The organism is Microbacterium sp. zg-Y625 (assembly GCF_030246925.1).
GTDB lineage: Bacteria > Actinomycetota > Actinomycetes > Actinomycetales > Microbacteriaceae > Microbacterium > Microbacterium jiangjiandongii.
Map to the genome: position 1 here is coordinate 1,496,069 of NZ_CP126740.1, position 25,039 is coordinate 1,521,107.

General features: G+C 65.4%; 24 protein-coding genes. 19 read left to right on the forward strand and 5 right to left on the reverse strand.

All coding sequences use genetic code 11. The features are described 5' to 3' along the window. The 3 genes from QNO14_RS06745 to QNO14_RS06755 all read right to left on the reverse strand — a co-directional run bounded on the left by QNO14_RS06745 (position 1) and on the right by QNO14_RS06755 (position 2,237). Entirely contained in the window at positions 1–957 is a 957-nt protein-coding gene (locus QNO14_RS06745) for a hypothetical protein (protein ID WP_257506092.1), read from the reverse strand. Further along, on the reverse strand, positions 957–1,472 hold the full coding sequence (locus QNO14_RS06750) for a hypothetical protein (RefSeq protein WP_257506093.1): 516 nt from the start codon (positions 1,470–1,472) through the stop codon (positions 957–959). Before QNO14_RS06750 ends, QNO14_RS06745 begins: the two co-directional genes overlap by 1 nt. Positions 1,473–1,562: 90 nt before the next feature. Next, the gene (locus QNO14_RS06755) at positions 1,563–2,237 is read right to left on the reverse strand and encodes a helix-turn-helix domain-containing protein (RefSeq protein WP_257506094.1); all 675 of its coding nucleotides are present in this window, start codon (positions 2,235–2,237) and stop codon (positions 1,563–1,565) included. A gap of 201 nt (positions 2,238–2,438) precedes the next feature. Between QNO14_RS06755 and QNO14_RS06760 the strand changes: the two genes are divergently transcribed. The 18 genes from QNO14_RS06760 (at position 2,439) to QNO14_RS06845 (ending at position 19,112) form a co-directional block, all read left to right on the forward strand. Further along, complete coding sequence (locus QNO14_RS06760; protein ID WP_257506095.1) at positions 2,439–3,539, forward strand: ImmA/IrrE family metallo-endopeptidase; 1,101 nt, start codon at positions 2,439–2,441, stop codon at positions 3,537–3,539. Next, positions 3,539–4,429, forward strand: coding sequence for a bifunctional DNA primase/polymerase (locus QNO14_RS06765; protein ID WP_257506096.1), 891 nt, complete (start codon positions 3,539–3,541; stop codon positions 4,427–4,429). Before QNO14_RS06760 ends, QNO14_RS06765 begins: the two co-directional genes overlap by 1 nt. 8 nt (positions 4,430–4,437) lie before the next feature. Then, positions 4,438–5,082, forward strand: coding sequence for a DUF2637 domain-containing protein (locus QNO14_RS06770; protein WP_257506151.1), 645 nt, complete (start codon positions 4,438–4,440; stop codon positions 5,080–5,082). A 423-nt stretch (positions 5,083–5,505) separates the two neighbouring features. Then, a complete protein-coding gene (locus QNO14_RS06775) occupies positions 5,506–6,405 on the forward strand; it encodes a hypothetical protein (RefSeq protein ID WP_257506097.1) in 900 nt (299 codons plus the stop codon). Beyond that, positions 6,402–7,412: a ParB N-terminal domain-containing protein gene (locus QNO14_RS06780; protein ID WP_257506098.1), complete on the forward strand. Its 1,011-nt coding sequence runs from the start codon at positions 6,402–6,404 to the stop codon at positions 7,410–7,412. Before QNO14_RS06775 ends, QNO14_RS06780 begins: the two co-directional genes overlap by 4 nt. After that, positions 7,412–8,095, forward strand: a complete 684-nt coding sequence (locus QNO14_RS06785) for a hypothetical protein (protein WP_257506099.1) — start codon at positions 7,412–7,414, stop codon at positions 8,093–8,095. Before QNO14_RS06780 ends, QNO14_RS06785 begins: the two co-directional genes overlap by 1 nt. 12 nt (positions 8,096–8,107) lie before the next feature. Further along, entirely contained in the window at positions 8,108–9,283 is a 1,176-nt protein-coding gene (locus QNO14_RS06790; RefSeq protein ID WP_257506100.1) for a M23 family metallopeptidase, read from the forward strand. Positions 9,284–9,288: 5 nt separating this feature from the next. Beyond that, positions 9,289–9,555 carry a DUF6112 family protein gene (locus QNO14_RS06795; protein ID WP_257506101.1) on the forward strand — a complete coding sequence of 89 codons (267 nt, stop codon included), beginning with the start codon at positions 9,289–9,291 and terminating at the stop codon, positions 9,553–9,555. A 94-nt stretch (positions 9,556–9,649) separates the two neighbouring features. Then, positions 9,650–9,919, forward strand: coding sequence for a DUF6112 family protein (locus QNO14_RS06800; protein ID WP_257506102.1), 270 nt, complete (start codon positions 9,650–9,652; stop codon positions 9,917–9,919). 32 nt (positions 9,920–9,951) lie between these two features. Beyond that, the gene (locus tag QNO14_RS06805; RefSeq protein WP_257506103.1) at positions 9,952–11,274 is read left to right on the forward strand and encodes a conjugal transfer protein TrbL; all 1,323 of its coding nucleotides are present in this window, start codon (positions 9,952–9,954) and stop codon (positions 11,272–11,274) included. Continuing rightward, complete coding sequence (locus QNO14_RS06810; RefSeq protein WP_257506104.1) at positions 11,271–12,734, forward strand: SCO6880 family protein; 1,464 nt, start codon at positions 11,271–11,273, stop codon at positions 12,732–12,734. The genes QNO14_RS06805 and QNO14_RS06810 overlap by 4 nt, the downstream gene beginning before the upstream one ends. Before the next feature lie 84 nt (positions 12,735–12,818). Further along, a complete protein-coding gene (locus QNO14_RS06815) occupies positions 12,819–13,298 on the forward strand; it encodes a hypothetical protein (RefSeq protein WP_257506105.1) in 480 nt (159 codons plus the stop codon). Further along, on the forward strand, positions 13,295–14,788 hold the full coding sequence (locus QNO14_RS06820) for a putative type IV secretion/conjugal transfer ATPase (protein WP_257506106.1): 1,494 nt from the start codon (positions 13,295–13,297) through the stop codon (positions 14,786–14,788). The genes QNO14_RS06815 and QNO14_RS06820 overlap by 4 nt, the downstream gene beginning before the upstream one ends. Before the next feature lie 68 nt (positions 14,789–14,856). Then, a complete protein-coding gene (locus QNO14_RS06825) occupies positions 14,857–15,366 on the forward strand; it encodes a hypothetical protein (protein WP_257506107.1) in 510 nt (169 codons plus the stop codon). Further along, complete coding sequence (locus QNO14_RS06830; RefSeq protein ID WP_257506108.1) at positions 15,363–17,135, forward strand: TraM recognition domain-containing protein; 1,773 nt, start codon at positions 15,363–15,365, stop codon at positions 17,133–17,135. The genes QNO14_RS06825 and QNO14_RS06830 overlap by 4 nt, the downstream gene beginning before the upstream one ends. 54 nt (positions 17,136–17,189) lie before the next feature. Then, positions 17,190–17,618 carry a single-stranded DNA-binding protein gene (locus QNO14_RS06835; RefSeq protein WP_257506109.1) on the forward strand — a complete coding sequence of 143 codons (429 nt, stop codon included), beginning with the start codon at positions 17,190–17,192 and terminating at the stop codon, positions 17,616–17,618. 10 nt (positions 17,619–17,628) lie between these two features. Then, entirely contained in the window at positions 17,629–18,204 is a 576-nt protein-coding gene (locus tag QNO14_RS06840; RefSeq protein ID WP_374113958.1) for a hypothetical protein, read from the forward strand. 614 nt (positions 18,205–18,818) lie between these two features. Then, the gene (locus QNO14_RS06845) at positions 18,819–19,112 is read left to right on the forward strand and encodes a hypothetical protein (RefSeq protein WP_257506110.1); all 294 of its coding nucleotides are present in this window, start codon (positions 18,819–18,821) and stop codon (positions 19,110–19,112) included. Between the two features lie 98 nt (positions 19,113–19,210). On the opposite strand, the gene QNO14_RS06850 is transcribed toward QNO14_RS06845, so the two are convergent. Then, entirely contained in the window at positions 19,211–19,789 is a 579-nt protein-coding gene (locus QNO14_RS06850) for a hypothetical protein (protein WP_257506111.1), read from the reverse strand. Continuing rightward, positions 19,782–20,231, reverse strand: a complete 450-nt coding sequence (locus QNO14_RS06855; protein WP_257506112.1) for a hypothetical protein — start codon at positions 20,229–20,231, stop codon at positions 19,782–19,784. The genes QNO14_RS06850 and QNO14_RS06855 overlap by 8 nt, the downstream gene beginning before the upstream one ends. A gap of 264 nt (positions 20,232–20,495) precedes the next feature. On the opposite strand from QNO14_RS06855, the gene QNO14_RS06860 reads away from it, so the two are divergent. Beyond that, complete coding sequence (locus QNO14_RS06860) at positions 20,496–24,968, forward strand: sister chromatid cohesion protein PDS5 (protein ID WP_257506113.1); 4,473 nt, start codon at positions 20,496–20,498, stop codon at positions 24,966–24,968. Positions 24,969–25,039: the final 71 nt, after the last annotated feature.

Below are 25,039 nucleotides of genomic sequence, written 5' to 3' on the forward strand. Positions count from 1 at the left end.
TCAAGGTGCTGTCACCGTCCCCGTAGCACTGGACATTCGGACAACAGCGGGCGCCCTCATCTGTCGGTCGAGCATCTGTGTCGCGGCACGAAGCAGGATTCGCTCACGTTTCGTCAGCTCCTGGCTGTTGGCGATGTCGGTGAGGCGGACTGCGAGCCGGTAGGCCTCATGCACGGGATCTTCGTCAGGAACAGGGCTGACGATCATCCCTCGGTCGAGGCTCGCTCTGGCGAGCAGTCGGCCGAGCGCGGTGTTCATGGACCTGCGGCCCGCGCGGGCGATTGCGAACGCGATGATCCCGGCGCAAACCAACACGACGCCGCCGTAGAACGGAAATGTGAACAGACTCCCGACTGCTTCGACGGGCGGTGTTCGCCCCATGCCCGCGACGCGGAGGGTCAGGTAAACGATCTCGACCAGGCTGGCGCAGAGGATCGCCCACGCGCCGACGCGGATGGCGATGTACGATCGCGGTTTGCGACCGTGGATGCCGCGGAGCATCCGAGTCATGATCAGCACGACGCATCCCATGTAGATCGACGCATACGCCCACAACCCGAAGTGATCCGCGGTCTCGTCGATGAAGGCGTCCGTCGTCGACCCTCGATCGACGATCATGAGGAATGGGATAATGAAGGCGAGGCACATGAGCGGTAGCTCCCACAGGCTGCGCGTATTGAATCGGCTGCCGTCCAGCGTGAGCGCTGCCTGCATGACGAACCAGAACGCCGCAGTCGCGAGGATGTTCTGGACCAGGTTCGCGACGTTCGTTCCGCCGAGCCACCCGTCGACGGTGTGCAACGGAACCGCGACTCCGACCATGAAGATCGCTGCCAGTCCGGTGATTGTGGCGATCCAGGTCAGCCGACTCGACGGCTCCCGGATCGCCGAGGGCAGTCGGATCAGCGTCAGGATCAGCAGGGCAACGAACGCGATCGTCTCGATACGGAGCAGCATCAGCCGAACACCGCCTCGTCGTGACCGTGACGGGGACGCAGCAGCAGGCGCGACAAGAGTTGCGACAGCTTCTCGGCCTCCGCTTCAACCACCAATTCGGTGTCGGCAAAGTCGAGGTCCAGCTCGAAGTCCGGCGTGACGATTCCGCGGGCGAGCACAGTCTGACCGGCGCGCATATGACGGGAACCGGCATGCTTGACGGGCAGTGTCGCACAGCCCTCATGCTCGAACAGAACGTGGGACAGCTCGTGGAGGACGGTGTGGAACTGGTACCAGCGGGGATCGGACTTCCGCACCAGGATCGTGGCTGCGTCGGCCGTGAGCAGCACCAGACCGGTGATGTTCTCCCAATCCCGATCACCGACCGGCTCGATGTCGATCCGCCTGCCGGTTGCAAAGGCAACGTGCCGAACGATGTCCCTGAGGTCTACGTCGGCGGGCAGCTCAAGGCGTTCCAGCTGTTGTTGGGCGCGGGCGCGCAACTCTTGATGATCTCGAGATGCGCGGTAGCTCATGGTGCCCGACCTCCGATCACGACCTCGGCACTGCGATCGCTCGAACGCCTACACTGTACGCCGATGCGCAGTAGAGGTCAGGTCAGTACCTCATTGCGCAGAGATCGACCTCAGCGTCTGCGCAATCGCGCGTAACGCGGTAGGCGAAATCTCACCGACGGCACGAGCTGACACCGAATCCGCACCGGACGCCTTAAGCGCCTCACGGAACTCGAAGTTCGCTTCAGCTGCTTCCACCGCCGCAGCGTCGCCCAGGTCCAGCAGGTACGCAGAAGAAACGCCCGCATACACTCCGACGCCTTCAAGAACTCGCACCCGCACAGGTGACGGGGACGCTCCAGCGATCAGGCTGGACCACTCATCCCGATCGAATGCGACTCCGCGAGCAGCGAGCTCACTGACAAGCTCATCGACGTTGAAAGTCGAACCGTCAAGGCGGGGCGCACGGGAGACCGCGGTCAGCCGACGGCCCAGCTCCTCCGGCTCTGTGTCCACCATGGGCTCGATCTCGCGCGCCTCGCCGATGGATGCCGCCACGCGTGAGATCTCATGCGGGTGGGTCCCTAAGGCCTGCGCGAGCTTTTCGATGTCGTTCGCGTCGAAGGGCGCGGAGCCGCGCAACCGCCCATAGAAGTAGCTCGCTGACATGCCCGACCGGTCGATCAGTTCCTGGTTCGTCATCCCGGCTGCTTCGCGCAGCGTAGACACTGCGCGCACCAGGTCCATCGACCACGCGCCAGCCCCGCCCTGGGATCGTCTGCCCACGAGGACAGGGTATCGCTACGGGTTTCCAAGGGGCTTATACCTATTCCAGCACATGGGGCGTATCTTGCTCCTATGTACGCACACTGCCCCCGTGCCCTCGCGCGCCCACCACCGGCCCGCAGACGCCGTCATCGGTGAAATGACGCGTACCTCCCACGAGAAGCCGCCCAGGTCGGCTGCGCAGGAGGAGGTTTTCACGCCATGTCCCACCAAAGATCTAGCGTCGGGGCCGCTGAGGCGAAGCTCGAACGTCTGCACGCACAGCTGGCAGACGCTGTCGCCGGGCTCGTGACTGGCGATGACTGGGCGCGAGCGCTTGAGTTCGCGGCTCGGTTTCGCTCTCGATCGTTCAACAACACCGTGCTCATCTGGACGCAGCACGCCGTTGCGTTCAGGCAAGGCCGGGTCCCCGAGCCGACGCCGACGTACATCGCGGGTTTCAAGCAGTGGCTGACCTTGGGCCGGTCCGTCGAACGTGGCCAGAGCGGCTACATGATCTTCGCCCCGGTCCTCGGCCGGTTCGCCTCGCCCACTCCCGAAGTCACCAAGTCATGGCGTCGGCTCGCACCTCGCGAGGCCCCGCAGCACGGTGACGTGGTGCGCACGGGCATGGTGGGTGTGCGGCCGGCATACGTGTGGGACGCATCTCAGACGAGCGGCGCGCCGATCCCGGAACTGCCCCGGCCGCAGATGCTCGAAGGAGAGGCACCGGAAGGTCTGTGGGACGGCCTAGCGACGTTGGTACGCGGGCACGGCTACTCCTTGCGCATCGTTGGCAGCGATCGCGATCTCGGCGGAGCGAACGGCATGACTGATTACGTCACGCGGAGCGTCGTTGTACGTGGCGACATGGATCCCGCAGCGCGAGCGAAAACCCTGGCGCACGAGCTCGCCCACCTCAAGCTGCATGGCCCCGGCAACGGAGCTGCGACGCTGCACCATGGGATCACCGAAGTCGAGGCGGAGTCCGTCGCACTGATGATCGGAGCGGCGCACGGTCTCGACACATCTGGGTACACCATCCCCTACGTGTCAACCTGGGCAACGTCCATCGATGCCAAGACACCGGTCGAGGTCGTTCAAGAAACCGGCGCGCGAGTGCGGACGGCAGCGCTCGCGATTCTCGAGAGCCTGCCGACGATTCAAATGGGATCGGGCGACCCGCCCGGCTTGATGAGGGCAGCGCCCGAGAGTTCGGCCTCGTTGCACACCTCGCATGGGGTGGGGAACCCAGCTGGCACCGGTCAGACGACAGGGAGGCGATCCTCCGGCCGGTCGGAGACCTCGCCTCGGGTGCTGTAATGGACACGGTCGCCGTGCTCGCCTCGATGATCGGACTTACGCCGCGCGAGGGAGCGACGCGGTTCGCCGCAGCCGGAATCCCGATCTTCCCGTGCAAGCCTGCTCAGAAGCGGCCGCTCACGGAGCACGGGTTCCACGACGCGACCACCGACGCCGAGCAGGTCGGCCGCTGGTGGACGCAATGGCCGCAGGCGAACATCGGTATGCCGACCGGGCACGCTTCCGGTCTCGAGGTCGTCGATGTCGACGTGCACGGTAGAGTGCGCGGGTTCGCTGCCTTCGAACTCGCCCGCCGAGAGGGTCTCGCGGACCGCTGGCAGGCACTCGTGAAGACGGCGTCCGGCGGCATGCACGCCTATTACCCCGCTGACCCTGACCGCGCGCAGCCGTCCTGGCAGGCCGCGCGGTCCGGCATCGACTTCCGTGGCGAGGGCGGCTACGTCATCGTCCCACCGTCGCTGGTGCTGTTCGAAGGCAATCGGTCAGCCTATGAGCTGATCGGCACCGGGCGCAGTGAGGCCGTGCCCATTGACGGAGCAGCGCTGCGAGCGTTCCTTGACCCGAAGCCGGCTCCAGTCTCGACGATGACCACGAACGCGCTCCGCGACGTGGACGTGGAGCGGATCGCAGCCTGGCTGGCTACCCGGCCCGAAGGTGAACGAAACCGCGCACTGTATTGGGCGGCATGCCGGCTCGCCGAGAACGGCGTCACGGACGAGAGCGCGCGCACCGTGCTCGGACCGGCGGCCGAGCACGCGGGGCTGGGTCAATCCGAGGTCCTGACCACCATCCGGTCTGCGTACCGGACGGTGGCGGCCCCGACGTCGCCTTTCCATAGCCGCGGTGCTCAAGCAGTTGCGCACCCGATCAACGGGCAGGTGATCTCGTGATGCCCGGAATGACAGGGCCGCAGTCGGGGCGGATTGCCGTCTGGACCGCGGTCGCTGGGACCGTCTTCATAGCCGGCGGCGCCTTCTGGTTGTCGTTCACTGCACTCGCGGATCTCGCGCGCCGATCCGGTATTGCGCCGACGCAAGCGTGGGCATGGCCCCTCATCGTTGACGGGATCATCGTCGTCGGCACCGTCGCGGTTGTGGCGCTGGCTGGGCAACGCGACGCCTGGTACCCGTGGATGCTACTTCTGGCCGGTGCCGCCGCATCAGTCGCCGCGAACGCGATCCACGCGGTTGTGGCCGCCGATGCCAGCCTTCCACCGGTGCTCGCGGCATCCGTTGCGGCCGTGCCTCCGTTGGTCCTGCTCGCGATCACGCACCTGACCGTGGTCCTCACTCAACGGTTCCGCTTCGGCTCCTCCTCCACAGATACCGCGTCGCTCGTTCCATCCACAGAACCGATGCAACTTCGAGCGCAAGCAGACGTTCCGGAGAAGGGTGCACTCAAGGAACTTGCGGAGCTAATGCACCAGCGCGGCATGTCGAACAAGCAAATCGCGAGCGCCACAGGAGTTCATCCATCGACAGTCGGTCGATGGATCGCGGGGAAGCTCCGCACACCTGAGGTTCAGAAGGGAGTTGTGCCATGACCGAATACGGCCGAGACCAGCAACCGGAGACGCGGCTTCGCCCGGATGCGTCCGAAGGCCACCGCGCCCTCGTTGACAGGTCGGCGAACGACGAGGCGTCCGAGTTCGCGCGGCACGCCGATCCCTCCCTTGTGCGTCAACCGATGACTTCCTCAGGTGCCGAGCAGGTTCGCAGCGAAATTGTCTGGATGCGACCCACCGAACTCGTTCCGGCCGTTACCGGTCGCGTCGCAGGTCAGGGAATCGACCTCGAGTCCTCGCTTGCCCGGCGCGCGCGTGCGCTGCCAACGCAACACGTCGCGACTACCCGCCGCGCCATTCGGGAACGGGCGCTTCGCCTTCCGCCGGTGACCGCGTTCGGAAACGGACGCGCGGTGAATGGGGCAGTGCGACGCTCGGGAATCAGTCGGTAGCGAGGTTGCGATGTCCGGGCAGAGTTCGCGGTCGGCGGCAGGCGCATCGGCGCCCCCAACCCGGGGGCCGGAGGTACCTGAGTCTGTAAGTGCTCGCGCGTCCTTCGAAAGCTCGGAGGGGCTGCGCGAACTGCTGGAACGCCTCGCCGCGCAGGACCATGGCGCCTGGCGCCACGATGTCGAAGCCGCAGCGCTCATGGGATACGTGGTTCGGCGCTACGCGAAGCTCGCGCGCAAGCATGGGCTCGACCCATGGGACGCAGCCGCAGCCGCGTTCGACGCGATGCGCTCGTCCGCCGTGCGCAACGCGGACGACCCTTGGGCTGTCGTGACCCGCGCCGTGCAGGTGACCCTGATCGCGGAGGAACGCGCGAACGGCCTGCTGTGCTCGGTTTACCAGGCGCGTCGACCCGAGTTCTCGTCGTTCCATGACCCGGAGCGGTTCAGCGATCGGGAGAACCCCTTGAGCGACTATCACCCGGCATTCCGGGTGGAACCGCTCGGGGGCTCGCAGGACGACCGCGCCTCGGCCGATGGGACTGGGATAGGCGAGGCAGTGGAGAATGCGATCGCTTTCCTCACGCTCCTTGGATGGCCCCACACGCCGGCACGCACCGCGATGGAGTACATCTGCGCGCGCCTCAGTGAGGTGCCCTCTCGTGCAACGGCCTGGGAATCGCTCCGTCGCGACGTCCACGGAAGGACGCTGCTCGACCTCTCGTCCGCGTCGTGGAATGGACTGCTGCGTGCTGTCCTCGGCAACCCCGAGCCAGAGGTCGCGCGAACGACAGCCGGACGCGGCATCCTGCTGCGGCTGTTGATCGGTGAACCACTGCGGTCGCTCCTGACTGATGACGACCTCGTCCTTGCCGTGAGTGTCTCCGCCCCCGCCGATAGAGGGAGGCGGTGACCGTGGGTACAAACATCGGCCACATCGAGCTCGAGCGATCGATCGAATCGATCATCGTCGGGCAGCGGCACCGCAACGAGTTCGGGGATATCGATGAACTTGCCGCGTCGATCATCCGCGACGGGCTGCTGCAACCGGTCACCGTCACGCCCGAAGGCGTCCTGGTGTGCGGAGCACGACGGCTTGAGGCTCTGAAGCGGCTCGGCGAGAAAACGATCAAGGTCTGGGTCAAGTCCGGGATCTCCGATCGGCTCGCCGAGCTGTTGGCCGAGCAGGCCGAGAACGTCCTCCACAAGCCCCTCACGCCCACGGAGGCGGCCGCGCTCTACACCGAGCTGAAGGACTACCTGGCTGAGGATGCGACGCGACGCCAGGCCGCGTCGCGTTTCGGTCGTCAGGATGCTCACGCCGGAGGAGACGGTGGTGCCACGGTCGCACCACCGCAGTTCAAGCCGGGCAAGAGCCGGGCGCAGGCGGCCCAGATGGTCACGGGGAAGGCGTCGTACACGACACTCGAGCGCATCGCCGAACTGCAGCGCCTTGTCGCCGACCCGGGTTCTGACCCCGCATTGAAGGAGAGAGCGAGCGATGAGCTGCGACTCATCGATGACGGCGGCAGCGTGACCGCGTCGCACGCTCGAATCCGGCACGTCCTGGATAAGGAGGCGCCGCGGGAGTTCGAGGACTTCGAAGCGCCCGAAGACTTGGATCCGCCTGACGAACTCGAGCAGCTTGCGAATGCGGCTCTCGCGAGAGTCAAGGAGGCGAAACGCAATCGACGAACACCAAAGGCGCGAGCTTCTGCCGCGCATGTCTTTCCCGTCCGCGCTTTCGTGCGCGTGTGGGAGGACCTCGACTCGTGGTGGACCCACTTCGACGTCGCAGCGGTTGCCGCGGAACTGACCGACGAACAGTTGGAGCAGTTCGAGGCGACGCTCGCCTCGACCGTTGAGTTCTTCACTGCCCTCCGCAACGCACGAGCGCAGACGAGGCGGGAGATCGCGTGATGGCAAACCCCGTGCGCCCCGGTCACCGGCGCTTCATCCTTCTGCTCGCCGTCGGCTTTGCGGTGCTGGCTGCACTCGTCGGAGTCGGGGTCTATGGCCTCCTCCTCGCTCCCGACCCAACCGCGCCGGCGCCCGCGGCCGAGCCCAGAGCCCCGGTCGGGCCCTCTCCTGAGCCCGACTCGACCGCGTCGAGCCCGTCCCTCCCACCGATTCTCTCGACAGCGGATGCCGAGGCATTCGCGCGCGCCGCCTCTCACGCGCTGATCGACTGGGACACAGCCACACACTTCGAGCCGTCCGACTACGCCCAAGTCATCATCGATGCGGGCGATCCGTCCGGGATGGAAACCGCCGCGCTGGCGTCCGATGTCCGCAGCTACCTCCCCACCGCGGACGCCTGGTCAAAATTGCGCGGCTACGGCACCCGCCAATGGTTGACGATCGACGACGCGGTCATCCCGGCATCCTGGAACGAAGCGCTCGATCAGGCGGCGGATGGCCAACTGCTCCCAGGAACCATCGCCTACACCGTCACTGGGACGCGTCATCGTGCCGGCATCGTGGGGACCCAGGCACAGGAGACGTCGCGACCGGTCTCGTTCACTCTGTTCATCGCGTGCGAGCCCAGCTTCGAAGAGTGTCGGCTGCTCAGGCTGTCCGAGGTAGACAACCCGCTTCGATGACGGGCGCTGGCCATGAAGAAGCTCATGATCGCTCTGATCGTCACGTTGTTCGCCCTGCCGTTCGCCGGGCTGCTCGCCGTACCGCTCCTCCTCTCCCCCGCCGCGCTCGCCGCCTGCCAGTCAGCAGGCCAGCTCGTCGTGACCGAAGTGCCGGACAAACTCACCGCGGTACGGCGCGACGGCGCATCAGTGACCCTTGGACGCAGGCAGCTGACGCACGCCGCCACGATCATCACCGTCGGCAGCGGCGTCGAGGGTGTCGGACGGGCGGGCGTGGTTATTGGACTGATGGCAGCGCTTACCGAGTCGACGCTGAGGATGCTCGCAAACCCCACTCACCCCACATCCCTCAACATGCCGAACGACGGCGTCGGTAGGGACCACGACTCGCTCGGCCTCTTCCAGATGCGTCCGACGGCGGGGTGGGGCACCGTGGATGAGCTCATGGATCCGGACTACCAAGTGCGCGCCTTCTTCGGTGGATCATCGGGACCTAACTTCCCCTCACCTGCCGGGCTCCTGGACATTCCGGGCTGGCAGGCCGCTGATCCTGGTACAGCTGCCCAGTCCGTCGAACGCTCCGCCTTCCCCGACCGCTATCAGGACTATCAGCCCGTTGCAGAAGCGATCCTCGCGGCGCTGACCAAGCCCGCCGCAGGTGCAGCCGACGGCGGCCCACCTCTTCGCTCCGTCCCGGAAACGACCCGATTCGTCTTTCCGCTGCCGAGCGGCACATGGGTGCGCTCCAGCGGGTACGGCTGGCGCACGGACCCCTTGACCGGAGACCGTGCATTTCACTCGGGCACCGACTTTTCCGCAGCCGACGGCACACCCATCTTTGCGGCAGCGGACGGAATCGTTGGCTGGGCAGGCCCGTCGCCGGGGTACGGGCACCTGGTCGTCATTGAACACACGATCGGCGGAAAGCGAGTTGCGTCGGCCTACGCACACATGTGGGCCTCCGGCATATACGTGTCCGAGGGCGAGCGGGTCACCGCTGGCCAGCACATTGCGGACGTCGGGGCGTCCGGCAAGTCGACGGGATCGCACTTGCACTTCGAGATCCGACCGGGCGGTTCGTTCGAGCCGTCCATCGACGCTGACCCGTGGTTCGTCCAGCACGGGGCCGAAGGGCAGGATGCGAGCACGTCGGCCACGGCGTTGTGTGCGATCGGGCTCTCAGGATGACTGGCATGGGGATCTTCCCGGACTTCGGTGCAGTCGGAGGAGGCGCCGACCTCCGCGGCATCGTTGGCGCTCTGCTCATGTACGTCCTGGTCTTTGCCGTGCTCATGACCCTCATCTGCGCCGTTACGTGGGCGATCACGTCGTCGAGTGGCAACTATCAGTCGGCGCTGCGTGCCCGAGCCGGGGTCTTGGTCGCCGCCGGGGCCGCGGCCTTGGCCGGCGCGGGAGTCGCCTGGATGAACTTCCTCATCGGGATCGGCCAGCAGCTCTAGTCCGGTCGCGCCGTCTGCATTCGTCGTCGGATCGCGGGGACGACGCACGCACCTTGTACGCAGGTTCGTTTCTGCCCAGACAAGGAGCACGACCGTGATCGATATCGCACCCAACGCGTCGGGACTGCCCGGCATCGAGCAACTCCGCGTCATCGTCGGCGCGGTGATGGTTGTCGGGCTCATCCTCGCCGTACTCGCGCTCATCATCGCTGCCGTTGCGTGGGGATATGGAGCGAACTCGTCCAATCCCCATCTCGCCTCTCGCGGAAAGCTCGGTGTGCTCGTGGCGTGCGGTGCAGCAGTCCTCTGCGGTGCGGCCGTCACGCTGGTGAACTTCTTCTGGGGCGTCGGTCAGTCCGTCTGAGCGGGCGAGGATGACCGAGAGGAGCGACCCGAGTGGATGGCGTGTGCGACATCCCTGTGATCGCCGAGGTGTGCCAGACAGTCGGATCGGGTGTCGCCTCGCTCGTCGCGGCCCCCTTCGACTGGCTCGCCCACACGCTCGCCGCTTCCGCCGCCTGGTTCTTTCAAGCCGTGTGGGCCGTTTTCGACACCACGACCCTCGTTGACGTCACCGGTGAGCAGTACATCCGGGTGTACAACCTGCTCTTCGGCGTCGCGCTGTTCGTCATGCTCATCTTCTTCTGCCTGCAGCTGATCACCGGGTTGGCGCATCGCGATCCGGCCGCCCTCTCGCGTGCTGCGGTGGGGCTGGGCAAGTCCGTGCTCGGTTCCTTCGTCGTAATCACGCTCACAGCAACCCTGCTGGAAATCACGGATCGTCTGGCCATCGGCATCGTCCAGGCAACTGGGAACACGATGGAGGGGATGGGAGACAGGATCGCTCTCATGGCCACCGGCCTTGTGGCGATCAACATCACGAGCCCCGGCGTCGGCGCGATCATGACCATCTTCCTCGCCGGACTTGCGATCGCGGCATCGGCGATTGTGTGGTTCTCGCTCCTCATCCGGAAGGCGCTGCTCCTGGTGGCGATCGTGTTCGCTCCGATCGCCTTGGCGGGGTTCTCATGGGACGCAGCGCGCGGTTGGTTCGGCAAGTGGGCGGCATTCGTGGTTGCACTCGTGTTTTCGAAGCTGGTGCTCGTCGTACTTTTCCTTGTCGCGATCAATCAGACTGCCGCGCCGATCGATCTCGACCTTGCCTCCATCAGCGACCCGGTCGCCGGAGTCGTGCTCATGCTTGTCGCGGCCTTCGCGCCTTACATGACCTACAAGTTCATTTCCTTCGTTGGGGTCGACATGTACCACGCGATGTCCACCGAACAGGAGGCGAAAGGCGCGATGAATCGCCCCATACCTGTGCCGGTCACCCCCGCGACGGCGAAGTCGGCGAAGTCGATTCTCGATGGAGGCGGCGCGGCATCCAGTGGCTCGGCACCCCCCGCTGCGGCCAAGGCGACCAGCGGCGCCGCGGGATCCGGCGGCAGCACGGCAGCGTCGGGCGGCGCGGCGGCTGCTGGCCCGGCCACCGCAGCCGTCATTGGCGGGCAGGTGGCCACCAAGGCGGCTGGCGCTGGTCCGAAGCTCGGGAGCGCGGCAGGCACAGCCGCGGAAGGACACGCCGAGGGCGCCGCCCCGGCAGATATGCCTCCGGGTTCGAACGGCTCGCAGCCAGGCGTAGCCCCGATCCCGCCGCCGCGCCCGACGGCCACTCCCCCGCACCCGTTTCCCACCCCGCGCGAAAGGACAACGGCATGACCGGTGACAACACGCGCCGCGCGAACCAACTCCACCCAGTTCAGTTCTCGCGACTTCCGAAACGAGGAGTGATGCTCGGGCTTTCGCTCGCGCAATTCGTGACGCTCGCCATCGGGCTCATCGCTTTCACAACCGCCGTCTATATGGGCGGCGGCATCTTGTTCGGCCTGACCTCGCCTATCTGGCTCACCAGCGTCGTGCTCGCCTTCCTCCCCGTTGGTGGACGCAAGCTCATCGAATGGGTCCCGATCGCTGTCCGGTGGGTGTGGCGGAGCGTGGGAGGCCAACTCCGGTTCCGCGCTGACCTCGTAACGCCGCGCCCCGCCGGAACGCTTGCGCTGCCGGGAGATGCCGCAGCGCTACGTGAGTGGATCGATCCCGAGACAGGCGCGGCGATGATCCAGGACCCTCACGCCCAGACCTTGACGGCAGTTGTCGGCATCACGCACCCGGCTTTCGTGCTGCTCGACAGCGGGGAGCAGGAGCGTCGAGTAGCCGGCTGGGGGCGAGTGTTGGCGACGGTGTGCCGGTCGGGTCGCATCGCCCGCGTGCAGATCTCTGAACGGACGGTTCCCAGCTCGGGAAGCGGGCTGGCCGAATGGTGGGCACGGCACGGTGTGAACGACAACTCGTGGCCTGCTGTGACCTATCAGGAGCTCATCGAGCGGGCCGGACCGGCGGGCGAGCGACACGCGACGACGATCTCTCTCGCACTGGACGTGCGTGCGGCAGCGCGGCAGATCCGTGCCGCCGGCGGTGGCATGAAGGGAGCGGCTGACGTACTCCGCCAAGAGATGACGACCTTCACCGCGGCCCTGCGTGCGGCCGACCTGATGCCCACCGGATGGCTCACACCAGGCGAGGTCGCCGTCGCGCTGCGATCTGCATATGATCCCGCCGCCGCTCCCGCTCTCGAGCGACACGGCGACATAGGCCACTCACTCGCAACGGCCGGACCCGTCGCGGTCGCCGAATCCTGGGATCGGCTCCACACCGACTCCGCCCATCACGCGGTCCTCTGGATCGCGGAATGGCCGCGATCGCAGGTCTTCCCAGGCTTCCTGTCGCCACTACTGCTGACCTCCGGCATCCAGCGCACCTTCACACTCATCTGCACGCCGGTCCGCGCCGACGTCGCCGCGCGGGATATCCGGAGAAAGAAGGTCGGACTCCTTTCGGATGCCGCGCAACGCGCGAAGATCGGTCAGATCGAGGATGCCGCGCGCACGGCCGAGTACAACGACGTCGTCCAGCAGGAGTCGGATCTCACAGCTGGCCACGGGGTGCTGCGATACACCGGTCTCGTCGCAGTGTCGGCACCCAAGATCGATGAGCTGGATGCGGCGATCGCTGCTATCGAGCAAGCCGCCGTGCAAGCCGCCTGCGAGACGCGGCGGCTCGTCGGGCAGCAAGCGCAGGCGTTCGCGGCCGCCGCGCTGCCCCTGTGTAGACCCATTTGACTCTCGCGTGCCCGACGCTGGCGACGTCAACACGCGGGGACGTCGGACGCACCTCCTTAAAGACTCCGCTGCAAGGGAAGCGAAATGCCCATATCCCAGACCCCGATCGACGATGGCGAGGAAGCGCGGCAAGCACTGCGCGCCCTCGCGGCCGCTACCCGCTCCGTCGACGACCCGGCACAGACGTACGACGTGGTTGAGAATTTGGTGGGCGGCCTTAAATCCCTCAAGCAGGTGCTCGACCAGCTCTCGTCCGCCCACACGAGCGCAGCGGCCAGCGCCCGCACGGACGACGGCGATCACTGGGCCGGCGTGGAGGAGGCCTACGCAGCCGCGAATGCGCTAGAGAGAGCGTCGACCCTCGTTGCCCGAGCAGGTATGGCGGTCGATCGGGCGTCTCAGCACTCCGGCCGAGTCGTATGGGACTCCGCCGCAGCCGCCGTGCCCGTTGCAGAGTGGATCGCACCGCGGATCAATCCGCATGATTCCTTCCAACACACGAACTCCTTCGCCTCCCCAGGGTCGGGAGCGAGTGTTCGCAGACGCACGGGGTTGTCGCTGTGAGCGCGCAGAAGGAAGAACGAGTGCACACCGCGGTGCTCGTCGACCCGGCCGGAGAACGCAGGAAGGAGCGCCGCGTCCGGCGGAAAGCAACCCAACGGCTCACCGCTGAGTCGCGAGCCGCCGTCTCCGCAGCCGACCGCGCCGAATCAGACGCTCAAAGCGCTGAACGCCGCGCGACCACGTACCTGCCCGCAGCGGGCGAATCACGGCCAGCTGCGCTACGCACCCCTGGTCGGCTCCGACTCCCGCGCCACCAGGACACCAGCGCGACCCTTGCCGGAGCGTATCCGTTCCTCGCCGAGGGCGGACTCGGCTCACAAGGAGTCTTCGTCGGGCAAGACCTCTACTCAGGTGCGTCGTTCGTTTACGACCCCTGGGTGCTTTACTCGCGCGGAATGATCACGGCACCGAACATCGTCCTGGCGGGGATCGTGGGCTCGGGTAAGTCGTCGCTCGTGAAGAGTCTCTACACGCGGTCGATTCCCTTCGGCCGCCGCGTCTACGTACCCGGAGATCCGAAAGGTGAGCACACCGCCGTCGCCGAAGCCGTCGGAGGGCAGGCAATCGTGCTCGGACACGGCATGGCAAACCGGCTCAACCCGCTCGACGAAGGGCACCGCCCGTCCGGCGTGACCGATGAGAGTTGGGCAGGCCAGGTCGCGTCTCGTCGCCGTGACCTCATTGGAGCCCTCACCGAAACGGTGCTCGAGCGCCCGCTGAGTCCGTTAGAGCACACCGCGATCGACCTCGCCCTCGCTGACGCCGTCAGGTCCTGCGAGATCCCCATCCTGCCTATGGTCGTTGACCGAATTCTCTCGCCAGACGTGTCTCAACGGGCTGATCATCGGCTCGTCGAGGACGGCAGAGTCGTCGGGCACGCGCTACGTCGGCTCGTCGCCGGCGACCTCGCCGGGCTGTTCGACGGGCCCAGCACAGTCACGTTCGACCCGAGCCTTCCGATGATCTCCCTCGACCTGTCGCGAGTGGCCGAGAACGCGACGCTCGTCTCCGTTCTCATGACGTGCTCGTCAGCGTGGATGGAGTCCGCCCTCCTCGACCCACACGGCGGGCAGCGCTGGGTCATCTACGACGAAGCCTGGCGCCTCATGTCCCACCCGGCCTTGCTGCGACGAATGGATGCTCAATGGCGCCTCGCCCGCCATTACGGAATTGCGAACCTCCTCGTGTTCCACAAGCTCTCCGACCTGGACAACGTCGGCGACCAGGGCTCGGCAATGCGGGCAATCGCGTCGTCTCTGCTCGCGAACGCCGAGACCCGGATCATCTACCGGCAGGAAGCGGACCAGCTCGGAGCGACTGCGAGTGCGCTGGGCCTCACAGGCACGGAGCAGGGCCTGCTGCCGGGCCTCGGCACAGGCCAAGGGCTGTGGCGGATCAAGGACCGCAGCTTCGTGGTTCAGCACCAACTGCACCCCGCGGAGCTCGCAGCTTTCGACACAACGAGCCGGATGACGGAGGGCGTGAAATGAGCACAACTCACGCAGTACGAGGAACGACCGATGCGATCCGGGTGCCGCCGGTCCTTCCGGTGATCTCGATGACGATCGCCACAGACGGCACGATGGCGGTAGCGGTCGACGGCGTGCCGTTCGAGCCACCTCAATTCGGGCCGGCCTGGGTCCGGTCGTCGTTTGCGGCAGTCATCGACACGGTGCTGGAAGAGCGGGGGTCGCCCGTGCGGGTACTCGTCTACGAAACGGACGGCACCGTTTTCACCGACCTCGTCACCCGCCCCTTGCAGGGATCCTTTGCCCCGAACGCCCAGCCGCATGTTCGGGAGGACGCGCCCGCGAACCGCGCGAGCGTGGCCGACGCACTCATCGAAGCCCTCCCCTTGATCGCGTCGCCGCACGCCGCGTTCGGCGAGGAAGGCTTCCTCCCCGGAGAGGATGTCGCCGTCGCAATCATCGTGCGACACACGAAGGCATCCGCGGACGGGTCTGCCCGCGCTCTGCTGGAGCCAGGGGTCTGCCAGTGCAGCGTCGACGGTGAGGTCGTGCTCGTTGGACGGACCTCCGGCACGTGCGTCATCGGATATCTCACGTGACTGGCAACCACGGTGTGGATGTTTCCGGCCAGGACGGACTGACCAATCTCGCCTTGCTCGCCCTCGGCGCGGTCATCGCGGTTGCCGGCATCCTTCGCGTGGCGGGGAATGTCGCCGCCTTCGTATCAGGAGCGGAGCAGCCGACCGGCGGCCTGGGCGCGGGGTTCGGTGTCTTCAACTCGCCCGCAGACCCGGGGATCGCATTGGGCGCGGCCGGGCTCAACCCTCTCGTGTATTGGTCGGTCGTGACGGCTCTCGTGGCACTCATTGCCGTCGTAGCGTGGTGGGCGTGGCGAGTGCTCCGGGATCACACTCGACACATGAAATCCGACCCCAACCGCATCGTCGGGATTGCGACGTCGACCGATGTGCGGCGCGCTGCCTCCGAGCGCGCGCTGCTGTCGCGGGCCGCGCACCTCCGAGCGTCCGTCGCGAAGCCCCGGCCCGACGACGTGGGCTACCTCGTCGGGGTAGCGCGAGGAACGAAGGTCTGGGCCTCGGTCGAGGATTCGATTCTCGTGATCGGTCCTCCCCGATCAGGTAAGGGCGCACACATCGTCATCAACGCGATCCTCGACGCTCCTGGCGCGGTCGTCACGACCTCGACCCGGCCGGATAACCTCACGACCACCATTCGCTCGCGGATGAGCCGGGGGCCCGTCGCCGTGTTCGACCCACAGCAGCTTGCCCCAGGGGTGCCGGCGGGGTTGCGGTGGTCACCCGTGCGAGGGTGCGAGGTCCCACTCACCGCGATGATCCGAGCGGCGGGTCTCGCAGCCGGCACAGGGCTATCGAGCGCCGGGGTCGAGAACGGCGGCTTCTGGGAAGGCAAGACCCGCACCGCACTGCAGGCGCTCCTCCACGCGGCAGCGCTGGACGGCCGCTCGCCCGGCGAGCTGTTTCGGTGGACACTCGACCCCGCCGCGGCGAAGGACGCGGTCGCCATCCTGACGAGCAACCCTGCCGCTGCAACCGGATGGGCGGAGTCGCTCGAGGCGATGATCGACGCCGACCCCCGCACGCGCGATTCGATCTGGCAAGGTGTTTCGTTGGCTCTGGCAGCGTTGGCCGACCCTCGTGTTCTCGATGCGGTCAGCCCGAGCGATGACGAGCAGTTCGATCCAGAGACCTTCCTCCGGCGCAACGGCACTCTGTACCTCCTCGCGACCGGCGCGGGCGCCGGCGCATCTTCGGCTCTGGTCGCTGCCCTCGTAGAGGACCTCGTCGAGACGGCCAGGCGCGTTGCCGCGCGATCTCCCGGCGCGCGGCTCGATCCGCCACTCCTTCTGGCGCTCGATGAGATCGGCAACCTCGCACCGCTGCCGTCTTTGCCCGTCCTGATGGCGGAAGGCGGCGGCACGGGGATCACCACGATGCCCGTGCTTCAGTCGCTCGCGCAGGCGCGGCAGCGGTGGGGTGACAACGCCGCTACCGCAATCTGGGACGCGAGCATCGCCAAGATCGTGCTCGGCGGCGCCTCAGGTTCCCGTGACCTCCAAGACATCTCCACGCTGATCGGCGACCGTGACGAGGTCACCGATTCGATCACCGTCGGCGAACGAGGGCTGCGCTCGAGTCAGCGATCAACGCGGCGAGTTCCGATCATGCCGCCCGACGTCATCCGGACGCTGCCGTACGGCACCGCGCTCCTGATGCTGAGAGCCGCACCGCCAATCGTTGCTCGCATGCGGGAGTGGGGCTCTCGCCCGAACGGTGCGCTGCTACGCGAGGACCGTGCGCGAGTCGAGGAGCAACTACGGCGGGGATAAGTGACGCACCTACTAGGTGAAGGCCGACCCGCGGCCCCTCGGTAGGAGCATCCGATGACGATCCACACGCAGCAGTCCCTCTCCGGTTTCCTCGCATCGGAGCCTCAGCTCGCGTTCAACGCGAAGGGCGAGGCCCGATTCTGGGTGCGGATCGGGCAGGAGCACTTCGAACGCAACGAGGACGGCACCTTCACCCAAACGGAGAACACGTACCACGATCTCGTCATGTTCCGGCGAAACGCGGAACGGGCGTACGCGATGTTCAACAAGGGGGACGCCTTCATCGCCGAGGGCTACACCCACACCTCCCCACGGGAACGCGACGGCGAGACAGTCGAGACCGAGGAGTTCGTCGCGAAGCGCCTCGGCCACGACTCCGCCCGGACGAACTACACGCTCCAGCGTCGCCGCCACACAGCACCGCCCCTGGCTGCACCGACACCAGCGCCGGCAAAGCCCGCCGTGCGCCCGGTCTCCCTCTGAGGTAGCCCCCATGTCTGCCGACGAGGCCCTGCAGTTTCCCGGCTACGAGTTCGATATGCCGGCGCCGGACGGACCAGATGTGGAGCCAGGGGGCCTGCCCACCATCCCTCGTCCGGTGAACTGGAACCTGCTCACGTCCGATCAAGCGGCGTTCGAGTGGGTTGAACTCGACAGGTGGGTCAACTGGTTACGCCGCACATACGGGCTCGGACCGTCGGTCATCCCGCCGCTGTGGCATCGCCACTCCGAACTCGTCTGGGAGCTGTCCGCGCTGCACCTGCATTGGCTGTGCGCCTACGACGAGGAGCAGCACGGCTCCGCTCCCTTCGGCTGGCACCGCGACTTCGCCGAGGCCCGCGAACGTCTGCACGAATGGGTCGCTGCCTGCGGCTCGCGCCTCGACCGCGACAGGGCGACACGTCAGACCGCGTGGCCCGGGGAGGACCCGGCGCCGTCGGTTGAAGATGTCACGATCGAGGACCGCGGAGCCGACTTCCGCAAGTTCGTCGTCGAAGACGTCGCCCACCGTCGCGCTGTCGAGGACGCGTTCATGGCCGAAGCCGCCGCCTCGAATCATCACCCTTGAATCGACTCGGGTGAGGCATACGGATGCCCGCATGGCCGGGGTGGACCGTGCAAGCCAGCGGGCGGGTCATGCGATCGAAGTTGTCGTTGGCCGCTGCCTGTGCGAACCCCGCATGCCTGGTCCAGTTCATCGTCAGGCTCGCGCGCTGATGGACCGGCATGCGTACGCCGAGGGACTCATTCGCGTCGCTGCGCCAAAGGACGCACTGATGACGCACTGAGGGAGAGTCGCTTCAACGAGGCGGAGGGAGCTGACGCGCGTTGCGCGACGCACGTTCAAACTCGCTCGCTCGCTGGTGTCGGCGCCTCGAACTGGATCCGCCTTTCCGCTCAAACGCGAGAAGGAGGATCGTGAGCAGGAGGTGACCGAAGCTGTTCACGTACCGATGTGCATCGACCCTGCGGATCCAGACGCGACCGTCTTCGCTGGTCATCCAGAGGTAGCAAGCGACGGTGTTTCGAGGGGCACCCCTGGATCACACGGTGGATCTCAGCTCCCGGCGGCAGCATCGTCGGACGGGCATCGTCGCTGACGATCTCTGACCCGTAACCACCGCGCGCGTCCGGATAGAACAGCAGCGGCGCATGCACGGGGCGAGTGCCGGAATTACAGAGGTGGACGGTCGTCTCGATTCGAACGCCTCGGTCGCGGCCGGGAACCTCACGTCAGGTCAGCCAGCTGATGAGGCCATCCACGCTCTTGCGCCGGCCGATAGCTCGTTCGCGCGCAAACAGCACGATTGCGAGGAAGAGTGCGCCAACAGCGCCTACGGCGCCTACCCGCTCGATACTCCCCAATTCCATGCGCTGAAACTAGGCGATAGCGCCGACATCGTCAGAAGTGCCAAGGTTCGCACGAGAGGTGCCGACGCACTGCGCGCATCGCTGCTACATGAGGCTCACTTGTGATTCGTAGGCTTCACCCTTCTCTGCGGCGCCCCACAACGCGTGAACAGCCACACGAGTTCACGGAAGACTTCGATAACTTCGAGTGCTTCTTGGCGTCCTCAGATGCCCGCGCATGGCGCCAAGCACCGATCGCATACGGGTTGCGCACCTGCCGGCATCGGAGCGCCGAGAGTCTCCTGCACCTCCGCGCGAGAGATCGGGCGACCCATGATCCGGGCGTCCGGAAAGTCCGGCCGCTCGACCAAGCTCACCTCGAAGAAGTTTGCCCTGGTGACAACTCTCGTCGCTTGCTGGCCGCCGTATGACCCACCTGGGATGTGAGGGCACTCCCAAGGATCCTGCTCGCAGATCGAGCAGTGGCTCTCAAGGATTTCGACTCCAACGCTGAAGCCGACGCGAAGATGACCGAGGTCCACCGGACACTCTTGGAGGTAGCCCTCGCCATCAGCAGCAAGGATGCACAGATGCGGTCTGACCCGCCTAACAAAGCTCCCAACTGCGTCTAGCGTCTCGTGCGCATCGTGGAACTCTGGCTCATCGTCAAGTCGATCTATTGCGGCCCGAGCGCTCCGACGGAGGCTGCGAAGGTCCTCATCCGATACGTCGTTCGGCTCGCTTTGGTAGACCTCCAACATCCGCCTCACTTCGACCAGGCGGGTGCGGCCATCGTCAGTCATCACCTTCGCCGTACCCAAGGCTGCGCTCGAAAGCGCGCGCGGCCTCGATTGCCGCATCCCCGTCTCCATCGAAGCTGAAGTCGTGAGCCACCCCATCTTTGCCCTGAACCTTCCAACGAATATGGGCGGTGGTGCTACGGCGCGGAGGAGGCATCAGCCGCATGAGGATATCCGCGAGGACGTTACCGGCACCGCCGGCGAGAACCGCTAGTCCAAACTCTGCGAGAGGCAGCCACAGCTCTGCCGAGTGGTGGCTGACCTCCCGGATCTTGTCAGGCGTGGCGACACGAACCGGGTATCCGTCGCCTCGAAGAACCTTAACGAAGGCAAGAGTGGAGCCGGGGTAGACCGCGTCATCACCGTCCGGCCGTGAAAGCGAGTTGGGCAACCCCGGGACCACGACGATCGAATTCGGATCCCATTCGCTCGGCGCATCTGTCATGAATGCATTCTGCCCCTCAGTACCCCGCGTAGCGTGAAGCGAGGGCGATGCGAGACTCGAACTCGATGCGATCTCGTTCGGCGCAGCGACCGTCGATCGCATCGGATCGTATCGTCGTGGCCGTGTTCCTCCTCATGCACTTCAATCGGGCGCGTCGCCCATCTATGAACATCGAACACGCTTAGCCTGCGATGCGGGCTACCGAAGTAGGGTGACGGAAGCTGTCAGGTCCTGACGAGATAGGTGCATCGGCGAGGGAGGATCATGCGAAGGGCAAACGCCGGTGGTGGAGTCGCCGACAAGCTCGGCAACCGATACGAACTCGCATGGGCGGTGCACTATGCGCTGCGCTGCGTCCAAGATGAGCGATGCAGTCTCACCCTTGAGGATCTTGATCCCGAGTTGGCGGATGGCTCTGAATTCACGTTCGTTGATGAACACGGCGCTGTGTCGGTTACCCAGGTGAAGCGGCAACACAGTAGCAATGATCATTGGACGGTCTCTGCTTTGCGGAGTCGGGGTGTCTTCGCGGCCGCGGCTCGGCACGTCACGGATGGCCGCGATTATCACTTCAGTTCGATGAGTCCTTGCGGGCCGCTCCGGGTTCTAAGTGAGTGGACGCGACAATCCGCCGACGTCGACCAATTCTTGACCCTGCAGCTCACGAAGACTTTGAGTCCAGTCTTCGACGAGCTTTCCGCTCCGGACGTGTTCGGTAGCGCAGAGCGGGCCTGGCACGTCCTGCGGGGCATGTGGTTCGAGACTGGAGATGAACAGCAACTCGTCAAAACCAACGCCATGCTCGGCAGCACCCTCCTCGAGGGCGCAGCGGAGACGCTCATTCCGGTTGCGGTCGGGGCAGTCCTTCTTCAGCATCTACGTCAGCGTCTGACGAGGCGGGAGTTGCTCAAGGAACTCGCCGAGCACGGGATCTTCGCTCGCGATGTATCGGCAAAGCAAACTGCCCATGAGGAGGTGGGCGCCGCGACAGAAAGCTGGCGGAGGACAGTGCAGCGGGAGTTGCTATCGCCACCAATCTCGCGCACAGAGTCTGCTGAGCTTGTTGAGCTGCTGCGCACCACCCGTCTGGCGCTTGTGGTGGGGGCAGCGGGCGGGGGTAAGACTTCGGTTGCCTATCAGGCGACGGGCGATCTCCAGGCAAACGGCGCCGAGGTGCTGGCGTTCCGCCTCGACCGCCGCGGATCATTTAGGTCCACCGCAGAGTTGGGTCGGCAGCTAGGGCTAAGCGACTCGCCGATCGCAGCGTTGCGCATGGCCGCGGACGGCCGCGAGGCATTTCTCGTCGTGGATCAGCTTGATGCTGTTTCGCTCGCGTCGGGCAGGTTATCTGAGCGTTACGACGTGATCGCCGACCTGATTGACGAAGCCATGGCCAGCGATGGAGTCAGTGTCATCCTCGTCTGCCGTCTCTTCGACGTGGAGAATGACCATCGGATCCGCAAGCTTGACGCTCGCAAGGATGTTCAGCGGCTCAACGTCAAACCGCTGACCGACGAAGTCGTTGCGGATGCTGTACGCGCGATGGGTCTGAACCCAGAGGCTCTCACGCTGCCGCAGCGGGAACTGCTTCGAACGCCGCTCAACCTCGTCTTGCTTGAAACCGTTGCGACCCAAGCCGCTGCCCTCAGCTTCACATCAAGGGGCTCGCTATTTGAAGCGTTCTGGAACCGCAAACGCCAAACTGTTCGAAGCTCGCATCCGGAGGTCCGCTTCAGCGATGTCTTAGCGCGTGTCGCGAACGCAGCGAGTGACCAGCAGAGCCTGTCGATCGACGTTGAGATTCTTGACGGCGACGATTACATCAACGATGCGCACGTGCTGGCATCCGAGCAGGTTCTGGCCATCGACGGCGGCCGCGTTTCCTTCTTCCATGAGGCGTTCTTCGACTACACCTTCGCCCGTCAGTGGCTATCGAGGCAGCAGTCGATGGTGGAGTTCCTACGCGCCCAGGAGCAGGAGCTTTTCCGCCGAGCTCAAGTCCGGCAGATTCTCGAACTGCTGCGCGAACGGGATGAATCCCGCTGGCGCTCCGAGGTTCAGGCGGTGCTTAGTCATCCCGCGATCCGATATCACATCAAAGAGACGGTCGTCAGTGTCCTCGCCAACATTGGCGCACCGACCGGCGCGGATCTCGACCTCGTTCTGCACCTTGCGGCCACTCAACCCCCTCTGGCATCACGCATATGGCAGCAGATCGCTCGACCGAGCTGGTTCCGCTCGGTGTACGGCCGCGGCCTCGTCGAGGCGTGGCTAGATAGCACCGGTCCGGCCGAACGCGAGCGAGGCGTTGCGTTCTTGTCCAACGGTGGTGCAGATCATTCAGCAATCGTCATAGGACTCCTCAATGCGCGCATCGAGGCTCCCGACCACGCGCGGTGGCTCCAGCAGGTCGTACAGCAAACTGATCTGTATCAGGATCGACCTCTGTTCGAGCTTCTTCTCGATGCGGTGAGGCGCGGCGAAATCAGTCCAGTCGGCGACAACTTGTGGCTGTCGACGCATGATCTCGCGAAGCGGAAGCCGCTCTGGGCGATAGAGCTGCTGCGTGCGAGTTTCGCCGAGAGCCCGTCAGCACTACTCGCTGGCGAAGACGGAAAGACTATCCTCCTTGGCAGCCGCGAGTATGGCGTCATCGAACTCATAAAGGAGTCCAGTAACTCGGAGCCGCGTGCCTTTGTTGATGCGATCGTTCCGTATCTCCTGGACGTCATGCGAGAGACCGCAATGGAACCCATCCCCGGAGGACTGGTTCATGACCGCCATTTCAGTTTCCGGTTCGCGTCGCGGGCGGGCCTGGATGATGTCGATGACGTGCTCTACGACTGCGCCGGTCAAGCCCTCGCGGGTTGGGCGAAGAGTGATCCCATCACGGTCGAGCCCTGGCTGCAGACTCTGGCCGCGTCACCTTACGACGCGGCGCAAGCGCTCCTCTTCCGCGCACTTGTCGCCGGCGCTGCCAACTTCACCGAGTGGGCGGCGGAACTGATCCTTCAGGGCGGAACTCGGTTAGAGAGCGGCTACTCGTCAGATAGCCACTGGCTCTCTCGGGAAGTCGTCGAAGCCGTCGCACCTCTACTCTCGGACGAACTCCACGCCCGCCTCGAAGATCTGGTGCGCGACTTCCGCAATCCCTACGAGCACGGGGTCTCGTTCGGCTACACCGCGTTCAAGTTCCTCACTGCACTGGACCAGGAGCGTCTGACCGATACCGGAAGAAGACGCCTGGCTGAGTATCAGCGAAAGTTCGGAGTAGCCTCGCCGCATCCGCCGGCCGGCATCATCAGTTACACGGTCGGCCCGCCGATCGCCGCGACGGCGGCCAGCAAGATGACCGACAAGCAATGGCTCCGCGCCATGACGAAGCACGACCAGGACGACCACGACTATCGCCGAGAGCGTGACCCGTCGCTGGGCGGCGCCCGCGAACTGTCGCACGTGCTCAAGGAGCGCACAGCTCACGATCCGCTCAGGTTCGCCGGACTCGCCCTGAGCATGACGGCCGAAACAAATCCGGCCTACCCCAGTGCTGTGCTCTGGGGGTTTGGTGAGGCGACTGTCCCGAGCGCCGCCCTCCCTGCGGTGTTCGACGCCATCCGGCACATCATGAGCCTCGGACTGACTGACTGTGATCGCTGGCTCGGCTGGTCTTTGCGGCGCGTCCTCGATGAGACCCCCCTCGATCTTGTTGAGTTGGTGAGGGATCGCGCACTGCATGCGCCTCACCCACAAGACAACTCGCCGATCGTGACCCGTCAAGACGGCAAGCGGCACGGACGCGACCTCCGTCAGGATGGCATCAATACCGCAAGAGGATCTCTCGCGGAAGAACTGGGTGATCTCCTGGTCCGCGATGCGCGTGGCGACCGCACCGCAGTCGTCGCCCGCCACCTCATCACGCTCGCTAGCGACCCGGTCCTGAGCGTCCGATCCTGCGTCGCGCACACCATCGCTGCCTGCCTCCGCCACGCACGGTCGACGGCCTACGCCGCATTCAATCGACTCATCGAGAGCGAGGACGCCCTTCTCGCGTCAGAGTCAGTTCGCAACCTGATGATCTACATCGGCAACGCGAACCCAGAGTTAATCGACCCTGTGATTGACCGGATGCTCGTCTCCAGCGACGCAGACGTGAGGAACGTAGGCGGAAGCATGGCTGCTTTCGCAGCACTTCAGTGGGAACGGCCGCACTTACTTGAGCGAGCACTCGACGGGGACGTCGACATCAGGACGGGCGCGGCAGTCGTATGCAGTTCGCGAATCGATCGAGCCGCGAACTCAGAGCTCAACTTTGCTGCCCTGCGCCGACTCATGCACGACCCCGACGACAAAGTACGAAAGGCCGTCGGCGAACTGGCCATCCATCTCAAGGGCGAGAACCTCCGACCCTTCGCCAGCTTGCTTGGAGACCTGATTGCATCACCGAGCTACGTCCACGCGACCCCGCAACTGCTGATCGTCCTGCAAGAGGCCTCGCATAAGGTCGATGACCTCACGGACTTGGCCGCGCATCGCTTTCTCGACATATTCGGAAGCGAGATCGCGGATCTTCGCACGGGGGCTGCAGGCGACGCGCATTACATCTCAGAGCTGGTGATTCGGGGCCTAGCCCAGGCAGACGACAGCGAACGTGTCTCAGCTCTGCTCGACATCATCGACCGGCTACTGCAACTTGGTGTCTACGGAGTTGACCGTACCCTAGAGCACGCAGAACGGTAGCGGTGTCGTTGCATTCACCGATGAGTCTGGCTACGGTGCACCGGCGAGGTATGCATGCATGCCGCACTAAT